The 21,700-nt window shown below is 60.2% G+C and carries 19 protein-coding genes; 12 read left to right on the top strand and 7 right to left on the bottom strand.

What is annotated here, in order from left to right; all coding sequences use genetic code 11:
• Positions 1 to 16: 16 nt before the first annotated feature.
• A complete protein-coding gene (locus J3P90_RS14205) occupies positions 17 to 2,701 on the bottom strand; it encodes a dermonecrotic toxin domain-containing protein (RefSeq protein WP_434676579.1) in 2,685 nt (894 codons plus the stop codon).
• Between the two features lie 2,384 nt (positions 2,702 to 5,085).
• On the opposite strand from J3P90_RS14205, the gene J3P90_RS14200 reads away from it, so the two are divergent.
• Entirely contained in the window at positions 5,086 to 6,117 is a 1,032-nt protein-coding gene (locus J3P90_RS14200; protein WP_434674913.1) for an Ldh family oxidoreductase, read from the top strand.
• Between the two features lie 60 nt (positions 6,118 to 6,177).
• Here J3P90_RS14200 and J3P90_RS14195 read toward each other — a convergent pair whose 3' ends face one another.
• Positions 6,178 to 6,495 (bottom strand): DUF883 family protein, encoded by a 318-nt coding sequence (locus tag J3P90_RS14195; protein ID WP_420766822.1) that lies wholly within the window; start codon positions 6,493 to 6,495, stop codon positions 6,178 to 6,180.
• A gap of 164 nt (positions 6,496 to 6,659) precedes the next feature.
• Here J3P90_RS14195 and J3P90_RS14190 point away from each other — a divergent pair, with 164 nt between their 5' ends.
• Positions 6,660 to 6,914 (top strand): hypothetical protein, encoded by a 255-nt coding sequence (locus J3P90_RS14190; protein ID WP_039591001.1) that lies wholly within the window; start codon positions 6,660 to 6,662, stop codon positions 6,912 to 6,914.
• A 4-nt stretch (positions 6,915 to 6,918) separates the two neighbouring features.
• On the opposite strand, the gene J3P90_RS14185 is transcribed toward J3P90_RS14190, so the two are convergent.
• Entirely contained in the window at positions 6,919 to 7,827 is a 909-nt protein-coding gene (locus tag J3P90_RS14185) for a LysR substrate-binding domain-containing protein (RefSeq protein WP_434650937.1), read from the bottom strand.
• A gap of 84 nt (positions 7,828 to 7,911) precedes the next feature.
• Between J3P90_RS14185 and J3P90_RS14180 the strand changes: the two genes are divergently transcribed.
• Complete coding sequence (locus tag J3P90_RS14180; RefSeq protein ID WP_434674912.1) at positions 7,912 to 8,835, top strand: carbon-nitrogen hydrolase family protein; 924 nt, start codon at positions 7,912 to 7,914, stop codon at positions 8,833 to 8,835.
• Between the two features lies 1 nt (position 8,836).
• On the opposite strand, the gene J3P90_RS14175 is transcribed toward J3P90_RS14180, so the two are convergent.
• Positions 8,837 to 9,307, bottom strand: a complete 471-nt coding sequence (locus tag J3P90_RS14175; RefSeq protein WP_434563890.1) for an LEA type 2 family protein — start codon at positions 9,305 to 9,307, stop codon at positions 8,837 to 8,839.
• A gap of 147 nt (positions 9,308 to 9,454) precedes the next feature.
• On the opposite strand from J3P90_RS14175, the gene J3P90_RS14170 reads away from it, so the two are divergent.
• The 4 genes from J3P90_RS14170 (at position 9,455) to J3P90_RS14155 (ending at position 12,328) form a co-directional block, all read left to right on the top strand.
• Entirely contained in the window at positions 9,455 to 10,171 is a 717-nt protein-coding gene (locus J3P90_RS14170) for a helix-turn-helix transcriptional regulator (protein WP_434563892.1), read from the top strand.
• A gap of 51 nt (positions 10,172 to 10,222) precedes the next feature.
• Positions 10,223 to 10,564: a nuclear transport factor 2 family protein gene (locus tag J3P90_RS14165; RefSeq protein ID WP_434611252.1), complete on the top strand. Its 342-nt coding sequence runs from the start codon at positions 10,223 to 10,225 to the stop codon at positions 10,562 to 10,564.
• 93 nt (positions 10,565 to 10,657) lie between these two features.
• Positions 10,658 to 11,779: a cell division protein ZapE gene (gene zapE, locus J3P90_RS14160; RefSeq protein ID WP_434674911.1), complete on the top strand. Its 1,122-nt coding sequence runs from the start codon at positions 10,658 to 10,660 to the stop codon at positions 11,777 to 11,779.
• Positions 11,780 to 11,833: 54 nt separating this feature from the next.
• On the top strand, positions 11,834 to 12,328 hold the full coding sequence (locus tag J3P90_RS14155) for a GNAT family N-acetyltransferase (RefSeq protein WP_420766829.1): 495 nt from the start codon (positions 11,834 to 11,836) through the stop codon (positions 12,326 to 12,328).
• Between the two features lie 17 nt (positions 12,329 to 12,345).
• Here J3P90_RS14155 and J3P90_RS14150 read toward each other — a convergent pair whose 3' ends face one another.
• Positions 12,346 to 14,085 (bottom strand): phosphoethanolamine transferase CptA, encoded by a 1,740-nt coding sequence (locus J3P90_RS14150; RefSeq protein WP_434674910.1) that lies wholly within the window; start codon positions 14,083 to 14,085, stop codon positions 12,346 to 12,348.
• A 269-nt stretch (positions 14,086 to 14,354) separates the two neighbouring features.
• On the bottom strand, positions 14,355 to 14,528 hold the full coding sequence (locus tag J3P90_RS14145) for a DUF6026 family protein (RefSeq protein WP_196304772.1): 174 nt from the start codon (positions 14,526 to 14,528) through the stop codon (positions 14,355 to 14,357).
• 273 nt (positions 14,529 to 14,801) lie between these two features.
• Between J3P90_RS14145 and gnd the strand changes: the two genes are divergently transcribed.
• From gnd to nhaA, 4 genes are all read left to right on the top strand, one after another.
• On the top strand, positions 14,802 to 15,782 hold the full coding sequence (gnd, locus tag J3P90_RS14140; protein ID WP_434563898.1) for a phosphogluconate dehydrogenase (NAD(+)-dependent, decarboxylating): 981 nt from the start codon (positions 14,802 to 14,804) through the stop codon (positions 15,780 to 15,782).
• Positions 15,779 to 17,299, top strand: coding sequence for a glucose-6-phosphate dehydrogenase (zwf, locus tag J3P90_RS14135; protein WP_434563900.1), 1,521 nt, complete (start codon positions 15,779 to 15,781; stop codon positions 17,297 to 17,299). The genes gnd and zwf overlap by 4 nt, the downstream gene beginning before the upstream one ends.
• Complete coding sequence (locus J3P90_RS14130) at positions 17,296 to 18,117, top strand: HAD family hydrolase (RefSeq protein ID WP_420766833.1); 822 nt, start codon at positions 17,296 to 17,298, stop codon at positions 18,115 to 18,117. Before zwf ends, J3P90_RS14130 begins: the two co-directional genes overlap by 4 nt.
• A 207-nt stretch (positions 18,118 to 18,324) precedes the next feature.
• Complete coding sequence (gene nhaA / locus J3P90_RS14125; RefSeq protein ID WP_434674909.1) at positions 18,325 to 19,470, top strand: Na+/H+ antiporter NhaA; 1,146 nt, start codon at positions 18,325 to 18,327, stop codon at positions 19,468 to 19,470.
• A 113-nt stretch (positions 19,471 to 19,583) separates the two neighbouring features.
• Here nhaA and J3P90_RS14120 read toward each other — a convergent pair whose 3' ends face one another.
• Positions 19,584 to 19,850 (bottom strand): hypothetical protein, encoded by a 267-nt coding sequence (locus J3P90_RS14120; protein WP_030142711.1) that lies wholly within the window; start codon positions 19,848 to 19,850, stop codon positions 19,584 to 19,586.
• Between the two features lie 343 nt (positions 19,851 to 20,193).
• On the opposite strand from J3P90_RS14120, the gene J3P90_RS14115 reads away from it, so the two are divergent.
• Positions 20,194 to 21,519: a sigma-54 dependent transcriptional regulator gene (locus tag J3P90_RS14115; RefSeq protein WP_420766835.1), complete on the top strand. Its 1,326-nt coding sequence runs from the start codon at positions 20,194 to 20,196 to the stop codon at positions 21,517 to 21,519.
• Positions 21,520 to 21,700 lie beyond the last annotated feature (181 nt).

The raw sequence follows: 21,700 nt of genomic DNA, 5'->3' as shown, positions 1-21,700 counted from the left end.
CCACGGCTCAACGCACTCAAGTGGAACGCGATGGACTCGGATCGAGATGGCGCCCCAGTTCACAAATCAGCAGCGTGACCGAATCGGCGTTACGGAGTATGACGTCGATGCGCTTGTGCGGCAAAACCGGGTTCAAGAACGCGTTTCGTGCTTCGTCCATGTTCCGTGTGTCGGTGACTTTCAAAATGGCCTTGGCAATGTCTTTATACATTGGCAACAACTCCAGCCTCTTGTAACTGTTGTCGGTACTGTCCCACTGTCTGAACAGCTTGGATTTTGCCGTGCCCAGGGAAAGCCCATTGAGTTGCAGCTCCTTCTGCGTGTCATGACGTGTTTGCCCCAGGTGGGTCGAGGTTGAAATCAAGTTGGGAAACGGCAGCGCAGCGTCCAGGTAGATGATGTCGATCGTGTCGATGAGCTGATGGGATATCTCGTGGATAAGCGTCGCGCCTTGGGCATGCGCGTCGACGTTGAAGAACGCCGGCACCACGGTCTTGTACCAGTCCAGCCCCGGTTCGAAGAAAAACTGCGTCAGGTAGATTCGCCCGCGGGCCGCAGGTTCGAGCACAAATGCGGTTGCCCGGTCTTCCAGGTATTTCAAATTGCCAATGACGATACGGCTGGCGTTCTGCTGTTCCCAGGTGGGGTCGGCCAACGCCCTGCATATCGGGAAAATGGCGGTCTCCACTTTGCCGATCAGGGCGCTGTCGACCTGTCGGACCCCAAAGAACGACATCAGGAAGCTATCCAGCCGAGAACCTGGCAAAGGCTGCTTCTTGAACTGCTCTAGATTGAGCAAGGCGTTCAGCGAATAGAATCTGGCGGTTTCCACTGCCTGTACGATGACGTTGGCGCGATAAGGAGACTTCTTGCGTATCTCAGCCATCCCGCGCGCTTCGATGTTCAAGGATCCCTTTGCCTTGAAATCGCTATAGGTCACCGCCATTTTCGACCCCGCCTTGCCGAAACGAATGGTCTGTCGCTGTGGGTCGATTGCCCATGTCGTTTCGTCGGCGCTATACCTTAGCAACGGTCCTTGGTCATCACCGTGGATAATGCGCCAGCCCCGACCGGCCCTTGCCACTTGATAGACCTTGCCGGCCAGGGGCACGTAGAACTTGCCGCCGTCCTTTGATTCATAGGTGCCGTCGGCCCGGTTCTGCTGGAGCACCCAGAGGCTGATGCCTATGGCTTCGAAGGCCTGTAAGTCGGTGCGCAGTGGCGCGGTGCAGGCGATTTCCTGCCACCCGGGCGTCGAGGAGCCGCTTGGCGAGGCCGGTTCGGCGGGATCGAGGAGGCCGAATGTATCGTCGCGATTGAGCAAACCCAGCGACACCATTTCCGCGGCGCCGGCGATGAAATCATGCAGGCCGGTTTTCCAGTCGTGCTGCTGCAGGGCTTCGGCCGAACCCTTGAAGTCCTGATAGCTCTCCCAAAGCGTTTCCAGGAACGTCAACCTGGCCGGTAGCTGCCTACCCACCAATCCGATCCCAGAACTGAACAGGTGCAGCACCGTTGCCCAGTCGAATGGGCGATGGTCCTGGTTCTTCGTCCCCAGCATATCCAGTAGCAACGTCGCGTTGTCGTTGTACAGGGTTTCGAATACATCGGTGTCGATCGGATTCGAAGCGAGGGTAATCTCCGACAGTTGCCCGAGGGTGGCGGTAAACAGATTCCGGAAGGTGGCTCGCTGGTCTTCGGGCAGCCGGCGGACCAGCAGGTCCTGAAGCGCGCCGGGGGCATTGAGGGCGGCGACGATGCTTGGTTCATCCTTGAACTCGGCCAGGGAATGCCCCTCGTGGTAGGGAGTATATAAAACATGAGGGTCCGCCGGATCGGCGCTCGAGCTGATCACATAGAGCCCGAGCGCCCTTACCGCGGCGGCGCCGCCGGTCTTGATCAGTTCCAGTGGACGTATGAACGCACCGGCACCCCTGACCGCTCGACGGGCGATGGCGTCCGGCATGTCCAGGAGCTGGAGGATCAAGTCGAACGCCTTCGGGGAAATGTGCTGTTGCAGAAGACGTGAGTGAGCGTATTGCAACAATTGCCATGGCAGCTGCTGGCGAAAGCGTCGCTTCCTGGGCTGGACATCGGAAATTGCGCCGCAAAGCGCTTGTTTCACCTGATGTTTGTAAGTGCTCTGGATATCGAGCGACGACAACATCTGCCGCACCGCCAGTTCGTTCAGGCTGTCTGGCAATGATTGCGTGGAGGTCGAGAAAACCTTGAAGCCCTTGCTGGTGACATCGATGGGGTGCAAGGCAAAGTCGGTCAATGAACTGGCAGGGCCGACCACCGCCAGGTTTGGCGTGATCTGGATGGTTTCGGGGTTGAGTCTGTCCTCGGGGAAACGTGCGTCCAGCAGTGCTTGCAGACGATTTTGCACGTAGGTACGCAGGGGTTCGATGCCGTCCAGGTAATCCTTGCCATCGGCTACGCTGCTTTTGTATTGCTCCAGGATCTCGACGTGCAAACGTTGATCCTCGAGGGGGGCAGCGCCGAGCCAGGCGGGCAGTTTCTGCCGGTATTTGCTGGCCTGGGCGATGGCCGTGGCGCGTTTCAGGTTGGTGGGCGCTCCTTTTTCCAGCAGGGCTTCAAGACCGTTTGCCAGTGCCGAGCGGGTCAGTTGCCAATCCCCGCTTTTCAGGACACTCAGGTAGGCGTACTCAGTCTCGAAAAGGTGGATGAACGAGGTCATTCGATTCATCAGCACGTTCTCTTCGATCAGTTCGTAGGTGTCCAGTTGATAGCGTCGGTGGGGCTGGCGCTGGGCGGGGGGAAGGTTGGACAGCAAGCCAAATCGCCTGCGGGAATCGAGCAATTGCCGATTCAATTGTCGAGTGGCCAGATCGACCGAGGCGAATGCCTGTAGCCCGTCGGCAGGTGTCCAGACGATCGCCATGCCCGAGTACGGCGTATCGAGGCCACCACGCTCGGTCAATAGAAAACAGTTGGCCAGTGGCAGCGAGATGGCGACGCCGGACGATGCGCACGTCAGTTTCAATGAATAAACGTCTGGCCGGAATCCCCTGACGCCGATGCGCCGCCGGCGATCCGGGTAGTCGGGGTCGAAGGCGAACACCGTCGTGATCAGTTCATGGGCGATTGTCGGCAGCGTTGCGTCGATCGAGCGTAGATCAGCCTCTGCGCGAATCCCCACTGAAAACACATTGGTCAACTGTGCAAGCAATTGCCTGAGTCCGTTTTGAAGCGAAGACCGGAGAAACGATGGCAGCCTGGAAAATTCGCTAGCGAAGGCGCCTTCCACATCAATGTAGCTCTTGGCCTTTCTTTCCATCTGATCGGCCAGGAAGTTGGAAAGTCGCAATTTTCCATGGAAAGCGGGCTGGGTGCCCCAATGTCCGGCGGTCTTTTGATTGAGTAGCTTGTTGCTGATGAAGGCTCGTATGTCGAGGGCCTTGTCGACCAGTGCATGGACATTCACCCGGCCCTGGCGGGACATTTGCAGCGCATACCGCAGGTTGTGCGTCTGTTTGTCGATGATCGCGCCAGCCAGTGAATCAGCGATAGGCATGTCTATCGGTTCGCCGCAAATTTGCGGATGCTCGAAACCCAGGAGCCGGTTGCGCTCGTCCAGGTCCAGCAGGCTGTAGATCGCCTCCTTCTGCTCGGGCGTGCTGACCAGCGCTTCTTTGAATCCAAGGTAATTGCCAACGACTTGAAGGCCATCGGTGGGCGTGTAGAGGTAATGACCTTGCCCGCTGACCATCAGCGATCCAGCGAGCTCCACGAAGTTAGGTGCATATTCCCAGAGGCGCACCGTCTCGATGAACAGCACTGCCTCGTCCCGGCGCGACGGCCTGAACAGCCGAAGCAACTCGCGGCCCTGGGCCTCCGTCAGCTGGTTTTTTTCTCGTTTGATCAGAATGGCCGCCCACAGGGCGTCCTGAATGAATTGGGCCAGGAATTGGCGCCGAGATGTGTGGAAGGGGCCGCTGGTGTCCCAGAACGCGTTGACACGATCGATTAGCTTCGGGATCAGCCTTATCGCCGCACCCTTGATGATCGCTTCCCACTCCTGTCCGGAATAGGACGACGCAGGCGTGTCAGGGTGGGTCAGGTCGGCAAGATGCCCGGCTGGCCAGCCTTGATGGTGGAAATAGACCAGCACCGCCTCGCTCAGGGGAATGCTTTGGGTGACATGAATCGCCTCGGGCGCCTGGGTGTAGTCGATCTTGGACAGCGCAATGCGTACCTGCCTGGGATCGAGGCCGGGTAGCGCGTCGCCCAGTATCTGGTCCAGCAGCGACGCGAGCGGGGGCAACTTGACCAATTCCTCCACCATGGACAGCACGTTGTGGTGCTGGGCATGTTCGATGGTGTTGATTTGAGTCTCGAAAACGTCCCCGTCGATGGCCTGCCAGGATTGTTCGATATCCGTCGTGCCCTTCAGTTCGCTGCGCTGGGCAATCGACAGGAGCCGAAACAGATTGTTGCGATCGCGGTTGTCCAGCAGTGTCTGGTCAATCCAGGCCAGGAGCGCTGCGGGACTGTCGAACTTGCGAACGCCGTCCCATGGCGTGTACAGGAATGCTGGATCGACGGCGGTATCGCCGCGTCTGGGCGTGGTTCGCAGGCAAAAGCAGCCAGCCAACGCAATGGCCGGCTTGCCTTCGGCGCTGAGCTGGATGGTCTCGGCGATCATCGGAGGCGTCTGTGCGGCGCGTTGCGCATGGGTGGGCAGCGAAACGTTTTGCAGCCAGTCGAGGTCGGCCTGCGTCAGGCCATGGTGTGCCTCCAGCTCATCCAAGCCCTTGGCGGCCAACAGCTGGGGAAATAATAACGGCAGTGCTGCTGTGCTCATCGTCGCTTCTCGTCAGGGCAGGCCAATGCGGCGTCCCGGTGGATGAAGCGGCCAGACTAGGCCACGCTGAAAGGGCACAGGTGGTACATAGTTACCGCATGGACGATGGGCGTGTCTGCCAGGCTCGCTGGCGAACGCCCCGGCCCAAAGGGTTGCTTGCGCAAAGGTTGACAGCGCGCTCATGGGGCAGTGTTAATCAGCCCAAGTCTTGTCGTTTCAACGCTGTTGCTACCTCCACAATCACTCAGGAGCTTCAGATGTCCGCGCTTCCCGATCACACCGGTCCTTGCACGTTATCCCTTGACGCCTTGGTTGGGCTGTTGGAGCAGATCTTCCTGCGCCACGGCACATCGGCAGAGGTCGCCCGCACCCTCGCCGAAAACTGCGCCGCAGCCGAGCGCGACGGAGCCCATAGTCATGGAGTGTTCCGCATGCCGGGTTATGTCTCCACGCTCAAAAGCGGTTGGGTCGACGGCCGAGCCGTGCCGGTGGTCGAGGATGTCGCCTCAGGTTTCGTACGGGTGGACGCCGGCAATGGCTTTGCCCAGCCCGCTCTGGCGGCCGCCCGGCCCTTGCTGGTGGAAAAGGCCCGCAGCGCCGGTATCGCGGTGCTGGCGATCCGCAACTCCCATCATTTCGCGGCGCTTTGGCCGGACGTCGAGCCGTTTGCCTATGAAGGGTTGGTGGCACTGAGCGTTGTCAACAGCATGACCTGCGTAGTGCCTCATGGCGCGGACCGCCCCCTGTTCGGCACCAACCCCATCGCTTTCGCCGCGCCACGCGCCGGTGGCGAGCCGATCGTCTTCGACCTTGCCACCAGCGCCATCGCCCACGGCGATGTGCAGATTGCCGCGCGCAAAGGCGAGCTGCTGCCGCCGGGAATGGGGGTGGATAGCCTGGGCCAGCCGACCCGCGACCCGAAGGCGATTCTCGAAGGCGGGGCGCTCTTGCCATTTGGTGGGCACAAGGGGTCGGCGTTGTCGATGATGGTCGAATTGCTGGCGGCGGCGTTAACCGGGGGCAATTTTTCCTTCGAGTTCGACTGGCGCAATCACCCCGGCGCCAAAACGCCTTGGACTGGGCAATTGTTGATCGTGATCGACCCCAGCAAGGCCGCTGGGCAAGGATTTGCCGAGCGCAGCCAGGAACTCGTCAGGCAGATGCACGGGGTGGGGCTGCGCCGTTTGCCCGGGGATCGTCGGCACCGGGAGCGCGGCAAGTCCACAGAACAGGGCATCACGCTGGATGAGCAGGCGTTCGCTCAGTTGCGGGAACTGGCGGGAGCGTAGACCGAAGGCCAGCGGTTTTTTCATGGCAAGGGAGCGGTCTCCCTTGCCTTGGGTCGGTGCTCAACGTCGCCCGAGCAATAACCCTACTACGAGGCCAAACCCCGCGGAAATAGCCACAGTCTGCCAAGGGTGCCCGCCAATATAGACTTGCGTTGCATCGACCATCGGCCGCGTGCGCTCCCGGGCGCTGGCAACCGCATCCAAAGCCTGTTGCAGTTTCAGGGCGATCTGGCCGCGCAGGTTTTCAGCATCCTCGCCGACCAACGACGCACTGCTCTTGAGTAATTTTTCCGACTCTTCGATCAATGCCTTCAGTTCGCTGAAGGCTTGATCCTTGATTTGCTCTCCGTTCGGTTGCGCGGCGCTTTTACGGGCCATTGAGGTGCTCCTTGAGGATGGATGGCAGTGAACAGTGGAGTGCCACGCTTCGGTAAAAGTTGCAGCGCCAGGGGTGCGTCCGTACAGCGCAGGGCCAATTCGGTGTTAAGCCGTTTCCCCGCAAGGTGTAAGATGCCGCCTATTTACGCAACAGGAAATTCCCCATGAGTTTCAATCTGGCTGACAGGCCCCTGGCCGAGCGCGCCGCGCTGGAAGACGAAAAATCCCGGCTCTTCGAGCTTTGGCAGAACAACCTGGGCAAGGCTAAGGGCGACGCCGCTCGGTTGTTCGGCGAGCGTTCCAAGCGCAAGGGCAAGTGGGCCGAATGGGTACGCGCCGAACTGGACGGCATGTCGCCCCCGGAATACGCCAACATGGTGCGCAGCGAGGTCAATCGACTGATGGCCGCCAATAAATAAAAACTTACGCAAAGGTCGCGATGATCGCCTCGCGCACCTTGTCCACCGCCAGGTCCTTCTGCCCGTGGGTCCGCGACCCCAGCTCGATGGGATAGCGCGGCAAGGCCAGCGGGCAGGGCACCAATGCCAGGCCGCTGAGCTGGGCGATGGCGCGGGCGGCATGGTCTGGGATGGTCGCCACGGCCTGGCTGTCCTTGAGCAGGAACGGCAGCGCCGCAAAATGCGTGGTCGAGGCACATACTCTTCGTCGCAGGCCCAGCGCGGCCAGCCCCTCATCGGTGATGCCGATGAAGCCGCCGGACGACACCAACAGATGCTCCCGCGCCACGAAGGCTTCGAGGGTAAGGTCCTGCTGGCCCGCTGCCAGACTGGCCGGATCCATGAGGCAAGCGTAGCCACCTTCGCCGAGGACCCTGCGACTCAGCAGCCGTTCGGTAAATCCCCCCGCCGTAATCGCCAGGTCCAGACTGCGCTCCATCAAGGCCCTGCCGACGATCTGGCTATGGGTCTGGCGAAAGATCAAGCGCAGGCCCGGCGCCCGTCGTGCCACTTCCTCTATCAGGCGGCTTCCATAGGCGATCTCGAAATCGTCGGACAAGCCGAGGATGACGGATCGACCTTCGTAGTGGCTGGCGCCAGGATCGACCATTGCCAGGCTCTGGCGGCACTTGTCCAAGGCTTCACTGATGACGGGTTTCAACTGGTTGGCGCGCAAGGTAGGGGCCAGGCCCCGACCCGTGCGCACGAACAGTTGGTCGTCATAAATGCCGCGAAGCCTGCGCAGCGCCGCACTGATGGCGGACTGGGTAACCCCCAGGCGCAACGCGGCGCGGCTTGCGCTGGATTCGTCGTGCAAGGCTTCGAAGGTTTTCAGCAGGTTAAGATCGACGTCGACGATATTCATTTGGCTCATATCTTTTAGCAGCATTTCGGGCTTTATTGATGATCGGCCGTGGCGTGAAAATCAGCAACACCTGAAACCACGGAGTTCAAGACCATGCCCAAATCCATCGTCGCTGCCCTGCAAATCGGCTCGCTACCGGGTGGCAAAGCCGAAACACTGACGCAGATCCTTTCCTATGAAGAGGCAATTCGCGACGCGGGCGCTCGTTTGGTCGTAATGCCGGAGGCGCTGCTGGGTGGTTATCCCAAGGGCGAGGGTTTTGGAACGCAATTGGGCTATCGGCTACCGGAAGGACGCGAGGCGTTCGCTCGCTACTTCGCCAACGCCATCGACGTACCTGGCGTCGAGACGGAGGCATTGGCCGGCCTGTCGGCGCGCACCGGGGCAAGCCTGGTGCTGGGTGTTATCGAGCGGGCCGGCAATACCTTGTATTGCACGGCCCTGTACTTCGAGCCCGACGCCGGCTTGGTGGCCAAGCACCGTAAGCTGATGCCCACCGGCACAGAACGGTTGATCTGGGGCAAGGGCGACGGGTCGACTCTGCCGGTGATCGACAGCCAGGTGGGTCGCGTGGGCGCGGCGGTGTGCTGGGAAAACATGATGCCGCTGCTGCGCACGGCGATGTATGCCAAAGGCGTCGACGTCTGGTGTGCCCCAACGGTGGATGAGCGGGAGATGTGGCAAGTGAGCATGCGGCATATCGCTCACGAAGGTCGTTGCTTCGTGGCCAGTGCCTGCCAGGTCCAGGCATCCCCCGAGGCGCTGGGAGTCGAAGTGGCTAACTGGCCGGCACAACGGCCATTGATCGCCGGCGGCAGCGTGATCGTGGGCCCCATGGGGGACGTGCTGGCTGGCCCGCTGAAGGGTACCGCCGGGTTGCTGACCGCTGAAATCGACACCGACGAATTGGTGCGTGCGCGCTATGACTATGATGTGGTCGGCCACTACGCCCGGCCCGACGTGTTCGAACTGGTGGTGGACGAGCGGGCCAAGCCGGGCGTGCGCTTCACTGCATGAGTCACCAGGTGGCCGAGGCGCCTGGCAAGTCAAGGGTCCCGCGGTCGACGAAGCGCATCGTGCCGAATACACCGCCGGCGAGCTTGCCCTTGAGTACATAGGGCAGGTTGTCCAGGCGCTGGGTCTGGCTCAGGCCCAGCGTCTGGCGCAGCACCGAAAAGGCCGAGATGCTCACCGGCACGCTCAATACGCCTTCGGAGAAACGCGGGATCGAGCCGCTCTGGTCACTGACCCCCGTCGCCAGGGTGTGGCCGTTGACTTCCAGGTCCAGCGCGACGCCGTTGTACTCGATAGTGGTTTCGTTGGGGTTCTGTAAGCGCAGTTTCACCGCAAAGCGCAGTTCCATGCCCTGGCTGGGTAACGGCTCGATACCGACCACATTGATGTTCAGCGGATCCCGTTGCTGGAAGAGGGCGCAGGCGCTCAGGCTGAGCACTATCAAAATGAAGGACAAGCCGCGGATTGTGCGCATGAAAGGGGCTCTCGCGTTGGGGCGGGTGGGACAGGACAATAACATTCCACTCGCCATGAGGCTCAAGTCAAAGCGGTGTCGCCTACTGACAGTTTCTGACACCAGCCTCTGCTAATCTGCTGCAACTTTCCTCGTGGGCCTATCATCGTGTCGCGAACCACTCGGCTGCTTACTTTGTTGCAAGTCTTGCGGGGCAAGCGATGCCCAGTCACGGCTGCGACATTAGCGGGCGAGTTGAAGGTCTCCGAGCGCACGCTTTATCGCGATATCGCCGAACTCACGGCCCTCGGCGCACCGATCCAGGGCGAGGCAGGCATCGGCTATGTGCTGCGCAGCGGCCTGTTCTTGCCGCCCTTGATGTTCACCGCCGATGAAATCGAGGCCATCGTGCTGGGTTTGCGTTATGTCGACCAGCGCGGCGACGAGGTGCTGGGCAAGGCAGCCGCCGATGCCCTGGCCAAGGTCGAGGCGGTGCTGGCGCCCGGTTTGCGCGATGCGCTGCACAACCCCACCGTATTACCGGGCCCGGCGGGCTACGGCTATCCGCAAAACACTGTCGAGCTGAATGTCTATCGCCAGGCCATTCGCACGCAGGCCAAGCTGCATATCGACTACGCCGATGTGAACAAGGCCCCGAGCCAGCGCTTGATCTGGCCGCTGGCCCTGGGTTTTTTCAATGAGGCTCGGGTGGTGGTGGCCTGGTGCGAATTGCGTGGCGCCTATCGTACTTTTCGCACGGACCGGATTGCCTCGGCCGTCGTCCAGGGCGAGCGTTATCCAGGCAGGCGCAGTGACTGGCTGCGCGCCTGGTTTGCGCTGATGAATCTCGACGAGACGGGGCGTTTCACTCCTGACAAAAACTGACACAGCGCTGTTTTAGCATGGCCTTGAAACGAAAAAACAAGGAGCCCTGACATGTCCAATCCCGTCTCTTCCCTGGCGCCGGCCATCGCCGGCTACATTGCCGCCGCCAACGCCCGCGACAGCTCGGCGGTGACGCGTTTCTTTGCCGAAGACGCCAATGTGTTCGATGAAGGCAACCATCGGGTCGGCACCCGGGCCATCGCTCAATGGATGGAAGACACCGCGCGGCGCTACCAGCCACGGGTGGAAGTGCTCAACGTGCAGCAGCGTACCGGAAAGGTGCTGGTCCACAACCTGATCTCCGGGACCTTCCCTGGCAGCCCGCTCGAGTTGCGCTATACCTTCCGACTCGATGAGCAGGGGAAGATCAGCCGGTTGGATATTTCTGTCTAGAGGGTGGGGTTTGGGTAAACCCGATTGAGGAGAAACGCACGGGATCGCCCCGCATGGCATACTCCCCACCTTTGCCTTCCGGACCCGGGCCGTATGACTTTCGACTCACCCTTGAGCGCTTGGCAACACGCTATCGAACACCATGGTTTTGTCCAGGATGAAGCCCAGGAGTTGGCCATCATGGCCCTTGAGCAATGCCACAAGGCATTGCATGAGGGCCGCAAGTCGATCAAGGGCGTCTATCTGTGGGGGCCGGTCGGGCGCGGCAAGACGTGGCTCATGGACCGCTTCTATGAAAGCCTCAAGGTTCCGGCCCGTCGGCAACACTTCCACCATTTCATGGCCTGGGTGCATCAGCGCTCGTTCCAGCTCACCGGCACACCGGACCCGTTGCAGGCGCTTGCGCGGGAGTTGAGCCGAGAAGTGCGCGTGCTGTGCTTCGACGAGCTGTTCGTCACGGACATCGGCGATGCGATCATTCTTGGCCGCCTGTTCCAGGTCATGTTCGAATTGGGCATGGTTGTGGTCAGCACCTCCAACCTGCCGCCGGATGAACTTTATGCCAGCGGCCATAACCGGGAGCGATTCCTGCCGACCATTGCGTCCATCAAACGCTACATGCAAGTAGTTCCGGTCAACGGCTGGCAAGACCACCGCCAGCACCCGGGGGCGCTGCAGCAGCGCTACTGGGTGCGTGACCCGGCCCAGGCGGACCCTTTGGCGGAGGTCTTCGACCGGTTGAGCAAGGGGCAGGCACCTGTCAGTCAGCCGATCGAAGTCGGCCATCGCCAGGTCATGGCGCTCAAGGCTTGTGACAAGGTGCTCTGGAGCCGCTATCCGGATATCTGCGAACAACCGTTCTCGGCCGTCGACTTCATGGCGCTGTGCGACCGTTTCAGCGCCATCCTTCTCAGCGATGTCCCGTGCCTGAGCGCCGAACAGCGTGAAGGGCGTATCGCCCGTGGCACCGAGGACGGGGTGGAGCGGGTCGAGGCCGGCGACCGCGTGTTGCCGCAGCTGTCGATACACGACGATGGCGTCCGTCGGTTCATCGCTCTGGTCGATGAGTGTTATGACCGAAAGGTGCCGTTGTATCTGTCGGCCCAGGTTCCGATGGACCAGTTGTACACGGAGGGCTATCTGCAATTCCCGTTTCGCCGTACTCTCAGTCGCCTCCAGGAAATGCAATTGCAACGTTTCGGTCAGCTCGCCTGACCGGATCCCGCCGCGGCCAAGCCGTCGGCCATACCGAAAACGAGATGGAAGATCATGGAAGAAGCCAAGGAAATCCTTGTATTGCAAGCCAGCTACAGCAATCCGATCCATGCCGAAGCGATTTGCCACGTGCTCAACGGCTATGCCGAGGATCCGATGGGTGGCGGCCATTCGCTACCGGCCGAAGTGCTTGCGCATTTGCCCCAGGAACTGGCCAAGCGCGCACATGCCTTCAGTGTGCTGGCGTTCGTCAATGGTGAACCGGCAGGGTTGATCAATTGCTTCGAGGGTTTCTCGACGTTTGCCTGCCGACCGTTGGTGAACGTCCACGATGTTGCGGTGATGCCAGCGTTTCGCGGGCTGGGCTTGAGCCAGAAGATGTTGCAGAAAGTCGAAGATATTGCCCGCCAGCGTGGGTGCTGCAAGATCACCCTGGAAGTGCTGGAAGGCAACGCCGTGGCCCAGGCCAGTTATGCCAAGTTCGGTTTTGCCGCCGGCATGTTCGACCCGGCCCATGGCCGTATGTTGTTCTGGATCAAACCCCTGTAGCAACGGGGACTTTTCGGCTACTTCAAAACGACCTGGCCCGCCGGCCCCTTGGGTTTCATGAGGCTGAAATCGATCAGCGCCTTATGCTGGCTTTGATAGGGGTTGCCGATCAGCAATGGGAGCGCCGTGAACGAATCGCTGACCAAGCTTTTGCTCCGGTCCAGCTCATCGAAGTTCAAGCCCGCCAAGTCCGCCCAGGTGTGGATCAGGTGTGAGCTGCTGTAAGGACGTGACAGGTCGCCGGTGAAGTTCCAGTCATGGGTTTCGCGCCATTTGGGCGAGGCCCAGGCCATGAACGGAATGGTGTACATCGGCGCGGTCGGCTTGCCTTCGTTGCGGCCCAGGGTGTCATGCCCTGGCGAATCGAAGACGTCCTCGCCATGGTCCGACAGGTACAACAGGAAACCGTTGGGGTCGGTGCGGGCGTAGTCCTTGATCAGGCTGGAGACGACGAAGTCGTTGTACAGCACCGCGTTGTCGTAGCTGTTGTAGGTCGGCACCTGGTCGTCACGTACGCCGGCGGGCACGCCCTGGCGATCGGTGAATTTATTGAAGGTCGGCGGATAGCGGTATTGATAACTCATGTGTGTGCCGAGCAGGTGAACCACAATCAGCTTGCGTGGCGCGGTGTCCGCCAGGGCTTTGTTGAACGGTTCGATCACGTCGCCATCGTATTGCGCGGCATTCTGGTTGCGGTTGTTGTTCAGGTAGACCTGCTCATCGGCCTGTTGGGAGAAGGTTGTGAGCATGGTGTTGCGCTTGGTCATCGTCTGCTGGTTGGTGATCCAGAACGTCTTGTAGCCGGCCTGTTTCATCATGCTCACCAGTGACGGTGTGCTGAGGTAGAGGTCGGGACTTTCCTCGTCGGCGAAGGTCAGCACCTGCTGCAAGGCTTCGATGGTGTAGGGCCGCGGGGTGATGACATTGTCAAATACCGCGAGTTGATCCTTGAGCTTGTCCAGCTCCGGCGTCGTTTCCCTCGGATAGCCATACAGGCTCATGCGCTGGCGATTGGTGGATTCGCCGATCACCAGCACCAGGGTCGCGGGCTGGTTGGCTGCGCTGTCTTTGAGGTTGCGCAGGGGCGCGATCTTGCTGGTGCTTTGAAGCATGCCTTGCATGTTTTCCAGCTGTTCACCGTAGCGACGATAAGCCACCAGCATCTGCCAGGGCACGGCCGGCTCGATGCGATCCTCGAATTTCTCCAGACCGCCGGCAAGCGTGCCAGTGCGCAGGGTCTGCTTGACCAATGGGTAACCGACGACGGCAACGACGATCAGGCCGGCGGCGATCATCGCCTGGCCCCGGGGCAAATAGACCGGGCGCAGGCGTGTCCAGAGGAAATAGCCAACCAGGGTGTGTGCGAGGAACGCCGGCACCATCCACCAAGCGAAATACTGGGTCATGTATTCGCCGGCTTCGTTCACGTTCGACTCGAACATGATGAAGATGACGCTTTGGGAAAATTCCTGCTGGTAAATAAAGAAATAGCCCAGGCTGGCCATCGAGCATGCCCACAGCACCACGCCGATCGCCGCGGCGAGCAGGCGCGTGCGAGCCGGAAACAGCAGCAGCGGCGCCAGCCAGAACGCACTCATGACGAAGGCTTGGCGAAACCCGGTGAAACCTGAGGTATCGCTTGCCAGGATAAGCAATTGGGTAATGCCGGAAAAATACCAGAAGAACAGAAAAAGCCAGCCGAACCCGGCCCAATCGAAACTTTTCGCAGTCGTTTTGCTGCGTTTGAACACACTCATCAAGCGCTCCAGCTTTTGCCGACGGGGTCCACTGGCACCGATCTGGCGCCGGCAGTATGCGTCGTAACTATTTGTCAGCGCAGGAGTATTGCGAGGGTGGTGTGAAAACTTCGTGAGTTTTTTGCAGGCGAATCATGGCGTCCGGTTCCGCTGGTGTGGCGGGAACGGCTTTGTGGCGATGGAGCAAGCTCGATCGCCACAAGGGTAATTAGGAGTGTTTGTCAGTGTGACACCGGCTCGCCCGGTGCCACGTGCCGCCTGGGCCAGAATCAGCGAGCCAAAGCCTGGCTCTGGTAAGGAAGCTGTGCGTGTTGCAACTGCAAGCGCAACTGCGTCACTTCATCAAGCAGCAAATCACGCTCTTCTTTCAGCAGGCGTAGTTCGTCGCGACGAATGGTCACGTAAAGGGTCTGAGGAGGACGTGCGGTAACGACAGGGCCCATTGCTCACCTCGCAAATGGCTACATCAACTAGAGAGATGTCGTCAGTTTCTTGGCGACAATTCTTTATCGGCACCAATTCTGAATACTTTTGCCCGTTGATGGAACTTTTTTATTTTTCATGGTCGACGTGTCTTCGGCGGGTTATTGAACGTTATCCTTTGTGATCGGGCGATTTACCCGGAAACTATGCGGCAATGCTCTGGACTAACCTCCACAAGTCACCTTGAGCTAAACCTTTGACACACCTTAATTTGTAGTAGGGAGCATCAGCACATGCAACTCGGGATCATCGGACTGGGCCGCATGGGCGGCAATATTGCACGGCGCCTGATGCTCAATGGGCACACCACCGTTGTTTATGACCGCAATGCCGCTTTCGTCGAAAACCTGAGCCAGGAAGGCGCGACGGGCGTCGCGGACCTGCCGGCTCTGGTCGCCGGGCTGCAAAAGCCTCGGGCGGTCTGGGTCATGCTGCCGGCCGGCGCACCCACCGAGGACACCATCAACGTGCTCAGCGAACTGCTGGAGCCGGGCGACGTGGTCATCGATGGCGGTAACACGTATTACAAGGACGACATTCGCCGCGCCCAGACGCTGTCGGAAAAAGGCTTGAACTACATTGATGTCGGCACCTCCGGTGGCGTCTGGGGGCTCGAGCGCGGTTACTGCATGATGATCGGTGGCGACGCCGACGTCGTTCGTCGCCTGGACCCGCTGTTTGAAAGCCTCGCGCCAGGCATGGGCGATATTCTACGCACCCGTGACCGCAAGTCCGACGACGATCGCGCCGAACGAGGCTATATCCATGCGGGCCCGGCCGGCTCTGGGCACTTCGTCAAGATGATCCACAACGGCATCGAATACGGAATGATGCAAGCGTTCGCCGAGGGCTTCGACATCCTCAAGACAAAATCCAGCGAAAGCCTGCCGCCTGAACAGCGCTTCGACTTGAACCTGGCCGACATCGCCGAAGTCTGGCGTCGTGGCAGCGTGGTGTCGTCCTGGCTGTTGGACCTGACCGCCGATGCATTGGCCAGCGATCCGAAGCTGGATGGCTTTTCCGGCGAAGTGGCCGACAGTGGGGAAGGGCGCTGGACCATCGAGGCCGCCATCGAGCAAGCGGTGCCGGTGCCGGTACTGTCCAGTTCGCTGTTTGCCCGTTTCCGCTCCCGTCAGCAGGCCACCTATGGCGACAAGATGCTCTCGGCCATGCGCTTTGGCTTCGGCGGCCATGTGGAGACTACGAAAAAATGACCTCGATCGGCAGGAAGTCCAAGGCTCAACCTGCGCCACCGACCACGCTGTTCCTGTTCGGTGCCCATGGAGACCTGGTCAAGCGCTTGCTCATGCCGGCGCTTTACCACCTCAGCCGTGACGGGCTGTTGGGGGATGGCCTGCAGATCGTTGGTGTTGACCACAACGCCATCAGCGATGTGGATTTTGCAAAAAAGCTCGAGGATTTCATTCGTAGCGAAGCGGCGAGCAAGGGCGGCGATCCCGACCGCGCGCTCGATCCGACGCTGTGGGCCAGGCTGGCCCAAGGCATCAGTTACGTCCAGGGTGACTTCCTCGATGACAGCACCTACGAAGCGCTGGCGGCGAAAATCGCCGCCAGCGGCACTGGCAATGCGGTTTTCTATCTGGCGACCGCGCCACGTTTTTTCAGTGAAGTGGTCCGCCGCCTTGGCGCGGCCGGGCTGCTTCAAGAGCAGGATGACGCCTTCCGGCGCGTGGTGATCGAGAAGCCGTTCGGCTCCGACCTGCACACCGCCGAGGCGCTCAATGCCTGCCTGCTAAAGGTCATGGGCGAAAAGCAGATCTATCGGATCGACCATTACCTGGGCAAGGAGACGGTGCAGAACATTCTGGTCAGCCGTTTCTCCAACAGCTTGTTCGAGGCGTTCTGGAACAACCACTACATCGACCACGTGCAGATCACGGCCGCCGAAACCGTTGGCGTCGAAACCCGTGGCAGTTTTTATGAGCACACCGGCGCCCTGCGGGACATGGTGCCCAACCACTTGTTCCAATTGCTGGCGATGGTCGCCATGGAACCGCCGGCCGCTTTCGGTGCCGACGCGGTGCGCGGCGAGAAGGCCAAGGTGGTGGGGGCGATCCGCCCCTGGTCGGTGGAACAGGCGCGCGCCAATTCGGTACGTGGCCAATACACGGCCGGGGAAGTAGGCGGCAACGCAGTGAAGGGTTACCGCGAGGAAACCAATGTCGCGCCCGACAGCAGCACCGAAACCTACGTCGCCCTGAAAGTCATGATCGATAACTGGCGGTGGGTCGGCGTGCCGTTCTACCTGCGCACCGGCAAGCGCATGAGCGTGCGCGACACGGAAATCGTTATCTGCTTCAAACCGGCGCCTTACGCTCAGTTCCGTGACACTGAAGTCGACGAATTGCAACCTACCTACTTGAGAATCCAGATCCAGCCTAACGAAGGCATGTGGTTCGACCTGTTGGCCAAGCGGCCCGGGCCGGCCCTCGACATGGCGAATATCGAGCTGGGTTTTGCCTACAAGGATTTCTTCGAAATGCAGCCGTCCACGGGTTACGAAACCCTGATCTACGATTGCCTGACAGGCGACCAGACGTTGTTCCAGCGCGCCGACAACATCGAAAACGGCTGGCGCGCGGTGCAGCCGTTCCTCGACGCGTGGCGAGAAGACGCAACGGTGCAGCCGTACAAGGCCGGAGAGGATGGCCCGGCGGCTGCTGATGATCTGCTGACTCGCGACGGTCGCGTCTGGCATGGCCTCGGATGAGTAATCAGCTGAAACGCCCGATCCGCTTCCTGCTAAGTGATATGGACGGCACCTTACTGCTGCCTGATCACAGCCTCAGCCAGCGCACCATCGCCGCCGTCCGCTCGTTGCGCGAGGCCGGCGTGTTGTTCAGCCTCGCCACCGGACGACCGCCACGGGCAATGTTGCAGCAGATCGAGGCGCTGGGCGTCGACCTGCCGACAGCAGCGTTCAACGGCGGTACGCTGGTGCATCCGGACGGCACCTTCCTGGCCGTGCATTACCTGCCGCCCGAGGCGGCGCTGGCCACCCTGGCCTTGTACGCCGATCAGCCCGGCATCGAGGTCTGGGTGTTTGCCGACGGCGATTGGCTGGTGCGCGACGCCAATGGGCCCATGGTGCCGGTGGAAACCCGTGGCCTGGGTTATCCGCCTGTCGAAGTGGACAGTTTCGAACCCTATCTGGAGCGCATCGACAAGATCGTTGCGACAAGCGCCAACACAGACTTGCTGGTGGAGCTGGAGGCGCGCTTGCACCCACTGCTCAAAGGCCAGGCCCAGGTATCGCGTTCGCAACCGATCTATCTGGACGTGACCGCGATGAAGGCGAACAAGGGGGAGGCGCTGTCGACCCTGGCCGAGTTCCTCGGCGTGCCGCTGGAGCAGACCGCCGCAATGGGGGATGGTGGCAACGACCCGGCGATGTTCCATCGCGCGGGGCTTTCGATTGCGATGGGGCAGGCCGAAGAGGCGATCAAGCGCCAGGCTGACGTGGTCACCGCAGCCAACACCGAGGACGGTGCGGCGTTGGCGATCGAGCGGTACATCCTGCCGCGGTGACTTCCCTTCCATCCCGGATGATTGGGCGGGCTCTTTCTTATGGTGGTCATGCTTGCCAGCCGCCGTTTTTTCCCGAGCCTGAAATTTGTTTCCATCAAGTTGTAAGACAACTGCCCCGCTGGCTTGAGTATTGGGTAGAATCCGACGCTGATCGGATTATGGGAGGAAACAATGGGGAATAGCTCAACTCAGGGCGGTGATACGCGCATGGCCACGCCACTGGAACGCTTCATGCAATCGGAGTCCTCGGGCGGCATCGTGCTCATGTTTTCGGCGCTCGCCGCGCTGATCGTGGCTAACAGCCCACTGTTCACCACTTATACCAGCGTACTGCATGCCTCTTTTCTGGGTATGTCTGTTGAACACTGGGTCAACGATGCGCTGATGGCGATATTTTTTCTATTGGTAGGCCTCGAGATCAAGCGTGAGATGCAGATTGGCGAACTCGCCAAATGGAGCCAGAGGGCACTGCCGGGTTTTGCCGCCCTGGGGGGCATGATTGTCCCCGCGCTTATCTACGCCTGGGTCAATAGGCATTCTTCTGAAACGTTGGCGGGTTGGGCCATCCCCGCAGCAACCGACATTGCATTTGCGCTGGGTGTGCTCTCGTTGCTGGGCAACCGAGTGCCGATGTCTCTCAAGGTCTTCCTCTCAGCCCTTGCCATTCTGGATGACCTGGGCGCGGTCGCTATCATTGCCATGTTCTATACCAGCGGCCTGGACGTGACCATGCTTGCGGCTTCCGCTGGGGTGATTGCAGTGTTGCTGATCATGAACAAGGCCGGGGTAACCAGACTGTTGCCCTATCTGGCGCTGGGTTTGGTGTTGTGGGTGCTGGTTCTAAAATCCGGTGTACACGCAACGCTGGCGGGGGTCGCACTTGCCTTTTGCATCCCGCTGAACAAAGACGCCCCTGCAGAGGATTCCCCATCCCTCAAGCTTGAACGACGGTTATCGCCGTGGGTCGCTTTTCTCATCATGCCGATCTTCGGTTTTGCCAATGCCGGCGTCTCCCTGGCGGGTGTGTCATTGAGCAATCTGCTGGATCCCGTGCCGTTGGGGGTCGCCGCGGGACTGTTGCTGGGCAAACAGCTCGGCGTCTTCACCTTCGCGCTGGTGGCGATCAAGACCGGGCTGGCGCAAATGCCGACCCACAGTTCGTGGCGGCAAGTATATGGCGTGGCGTTGTTGTGCGGGATCGGGTTCACGATGAGCTTGTTTATCGGCAACCTGGCGTTCCCCGGTGCGCAGTTGTTGATCGATGAAGTGAAGGTTGGCGTATTGGCTGGTTCTACATTGGCTGCACTTGCAGGCATTCTGGTGTTGCGGTTTTGCGCCACTTCCAAGGCTTGAAAGAAGAAGACCGCCGAACGGCTTGATCTCACCTATAAAAAAACGGCGCTTATCCAGAAATGGAAAGCGCCGTTTTTTTGGTTCTGAAAAAGAACCGGTATTTCTTGGGGAAGTTATTCCGGCATCGACCAGGATTGAAGTTTGTAGCCTTCCTGGCTCAGTTCGGCACGGGCCTGTTTCAACAGGTCGGCAAGTTGCGCCGGGTCGGTGTAGGCGCTGCTTGGAATCTGGGTACGACCGATATGGGTATTGGTGCGGTCAATGACGGTCAGGCTCAGTTCGCCGTTACCGTCTTGTGGGGCCCAGGCCACGCATTGGAAAGGACGGAATGCGCGGTCGGCAATCAAAAGAGCTTCGTTGATACGGAGCGGGGCGTTCATGGCGTTTATCTCTCAAGGGTGCCCAATCAAATGATGTGCCGTCGGTTGGGCATACCGTGCGGCGGGTTACTTGTACTGATGTCCCGAACCCGGGACCAGGTCACACAATCTTTGAATAAATTTCGATTTTCTTTCAGACCAGGCTTTTCGGCTTTTGTTTGAAAGCGCCGTGAAAGATTCGACGCGCGGAAACTAACGAAGCGCATTTCTTATAACCGGTTTTGGGCCGACTTGATAACTAATCGATACAAGCAAGTGTCAACTTCTTGCTACTGTTACATGCAGGTTCGCCAAACGCCTGTTTCTAATCATATTTCCTTAATTTTGGCGCCAAGGATCAGTCATGATCGAAGCCAGTGCGTTGCGTCGCCTTCTCGTGGTTGACCCTTGTGATGATTGCCATCGCCTGATGCCAGGCTTGCGCGCCATCGGCTGGGATGTCGACAGCTGTTCCCTTGAGCATGCCAGCGACCGGAGCTGTGACGTCGGCCTCTTGCGCTTGCAGCCCTTCCATCTGGAGCGGCCGGAAGCGGTCAAGGAACTGATCAGCCGCAGCGGGACTGAATGGATCGCCGTGCTCAGCCAGGAAGTGCTGCGCCTGCAGAACGTCGGGGATTTTGTCTGCGAATGGTTCTTTGACTTCCACACCCTGCCGTTCGATGTGTCCCGGGTCCAGGTGACGCTGGGGCGGGCGTTCGGCATGGCGCGGTTGCGGGGGCAGGGCTCTGTCCATATCGATCAGCCTGAACACGAGCTGCTGGGCGACAGCAAGCCAATTCGCGAGCTGCGCAAGTTACTGAGCAAACTGGCGCCGGCTGAATCGCCCGTACTGATTCGCGGCGAGAGCGGCACCGGCAAGGAGTTGGTGGCGCGCACCCTGCATTGCCAGTCCCATCGGCGTAACAAACCGTTCATTGCGATCAATTGTGGCGCGATCCCGGAGCATCTGATCCAGTCCGAGCTCTTTGGCCACGAGAAGGGCGCCTTCACCGGCGCCCATCAACGCAAGATCGGACGGATCGAAGCCGCCCACGGTGGCACGTTGTTCCTCGACGAAATTGGTGACTTGCCGCTGGAATTGCAGGCCAATCTGCTGCGATTCCTCCAGGAAAAACACATCGAGCGAGTCGGTGGCAGCCAGCCGATTGCCGTTGATGTCAGGGTGTTGGCGGCGACACATGTGGACTTGGAAGCGGCCATCGAGCTCCGGCGTTTCCGAGAGGATCTGTACTATCGCTTGAACGTTCTGCAAGTCGTGATGGCGCCGTTGCGGGAGCGTCATGGCGACTTGGCGATGCTGGCGAGCCATTTTTCCCATTTCTACAGTCACGAAACCGGTCGCCGACCTCGCAGTTTCAGCGAGGACGCATTAGTGGCGATGGGGATGCACGACTGGCCCGGCAACGTGCGCGAGCTGGCCAACCGCGTCCGTCGCGGCCTGGTACTGGCGGAAGGGCGACAGATCGAAGCCCGGGACCTGGGCCTGGCCAGCCATCAGGGCGTCGTCGCCCCGATGGGTACTCTGGAAGACTACAAGACCCGCGCCGAACGCCAGGCCTTGAGCGACGTGCTCAATCGCCACAGCGACAACCTGAGCGTGGCGGCCCGTGTGCTGGGCGTGTCGCGTCCGACGTTTTATCGGCTGCTGCACAAGCACCAGATTCGCTGAACGGCCTCGCTCCCACAGTGGGGAGTCAGCTTTCCAGACCGCGTCGTTCGATCAGGCCGAATACGTCCGTCGCTTCCAGCCCCCACAACCGACCGGTAGGACGCCCCCACGATACTTGTGGGAGCGAGCTTGCTCGCGATGACATTCGAGATTTGTACTGGGATTGCCCGCGCCAGTAAAT

The sequence above is a fragment of the Pseudomonas sp. D3-10 genome (assembly GCF_051132175.1).
Lineage (GTDB): Bacteria > Pseudomonadota > Gammaproteobacteria > Pseudomonadales > Pseudomonadaceae > Aquipseudomonas.
This window is presented reverse-complemented; position numbering and strand designations above follow the sequence as displayed.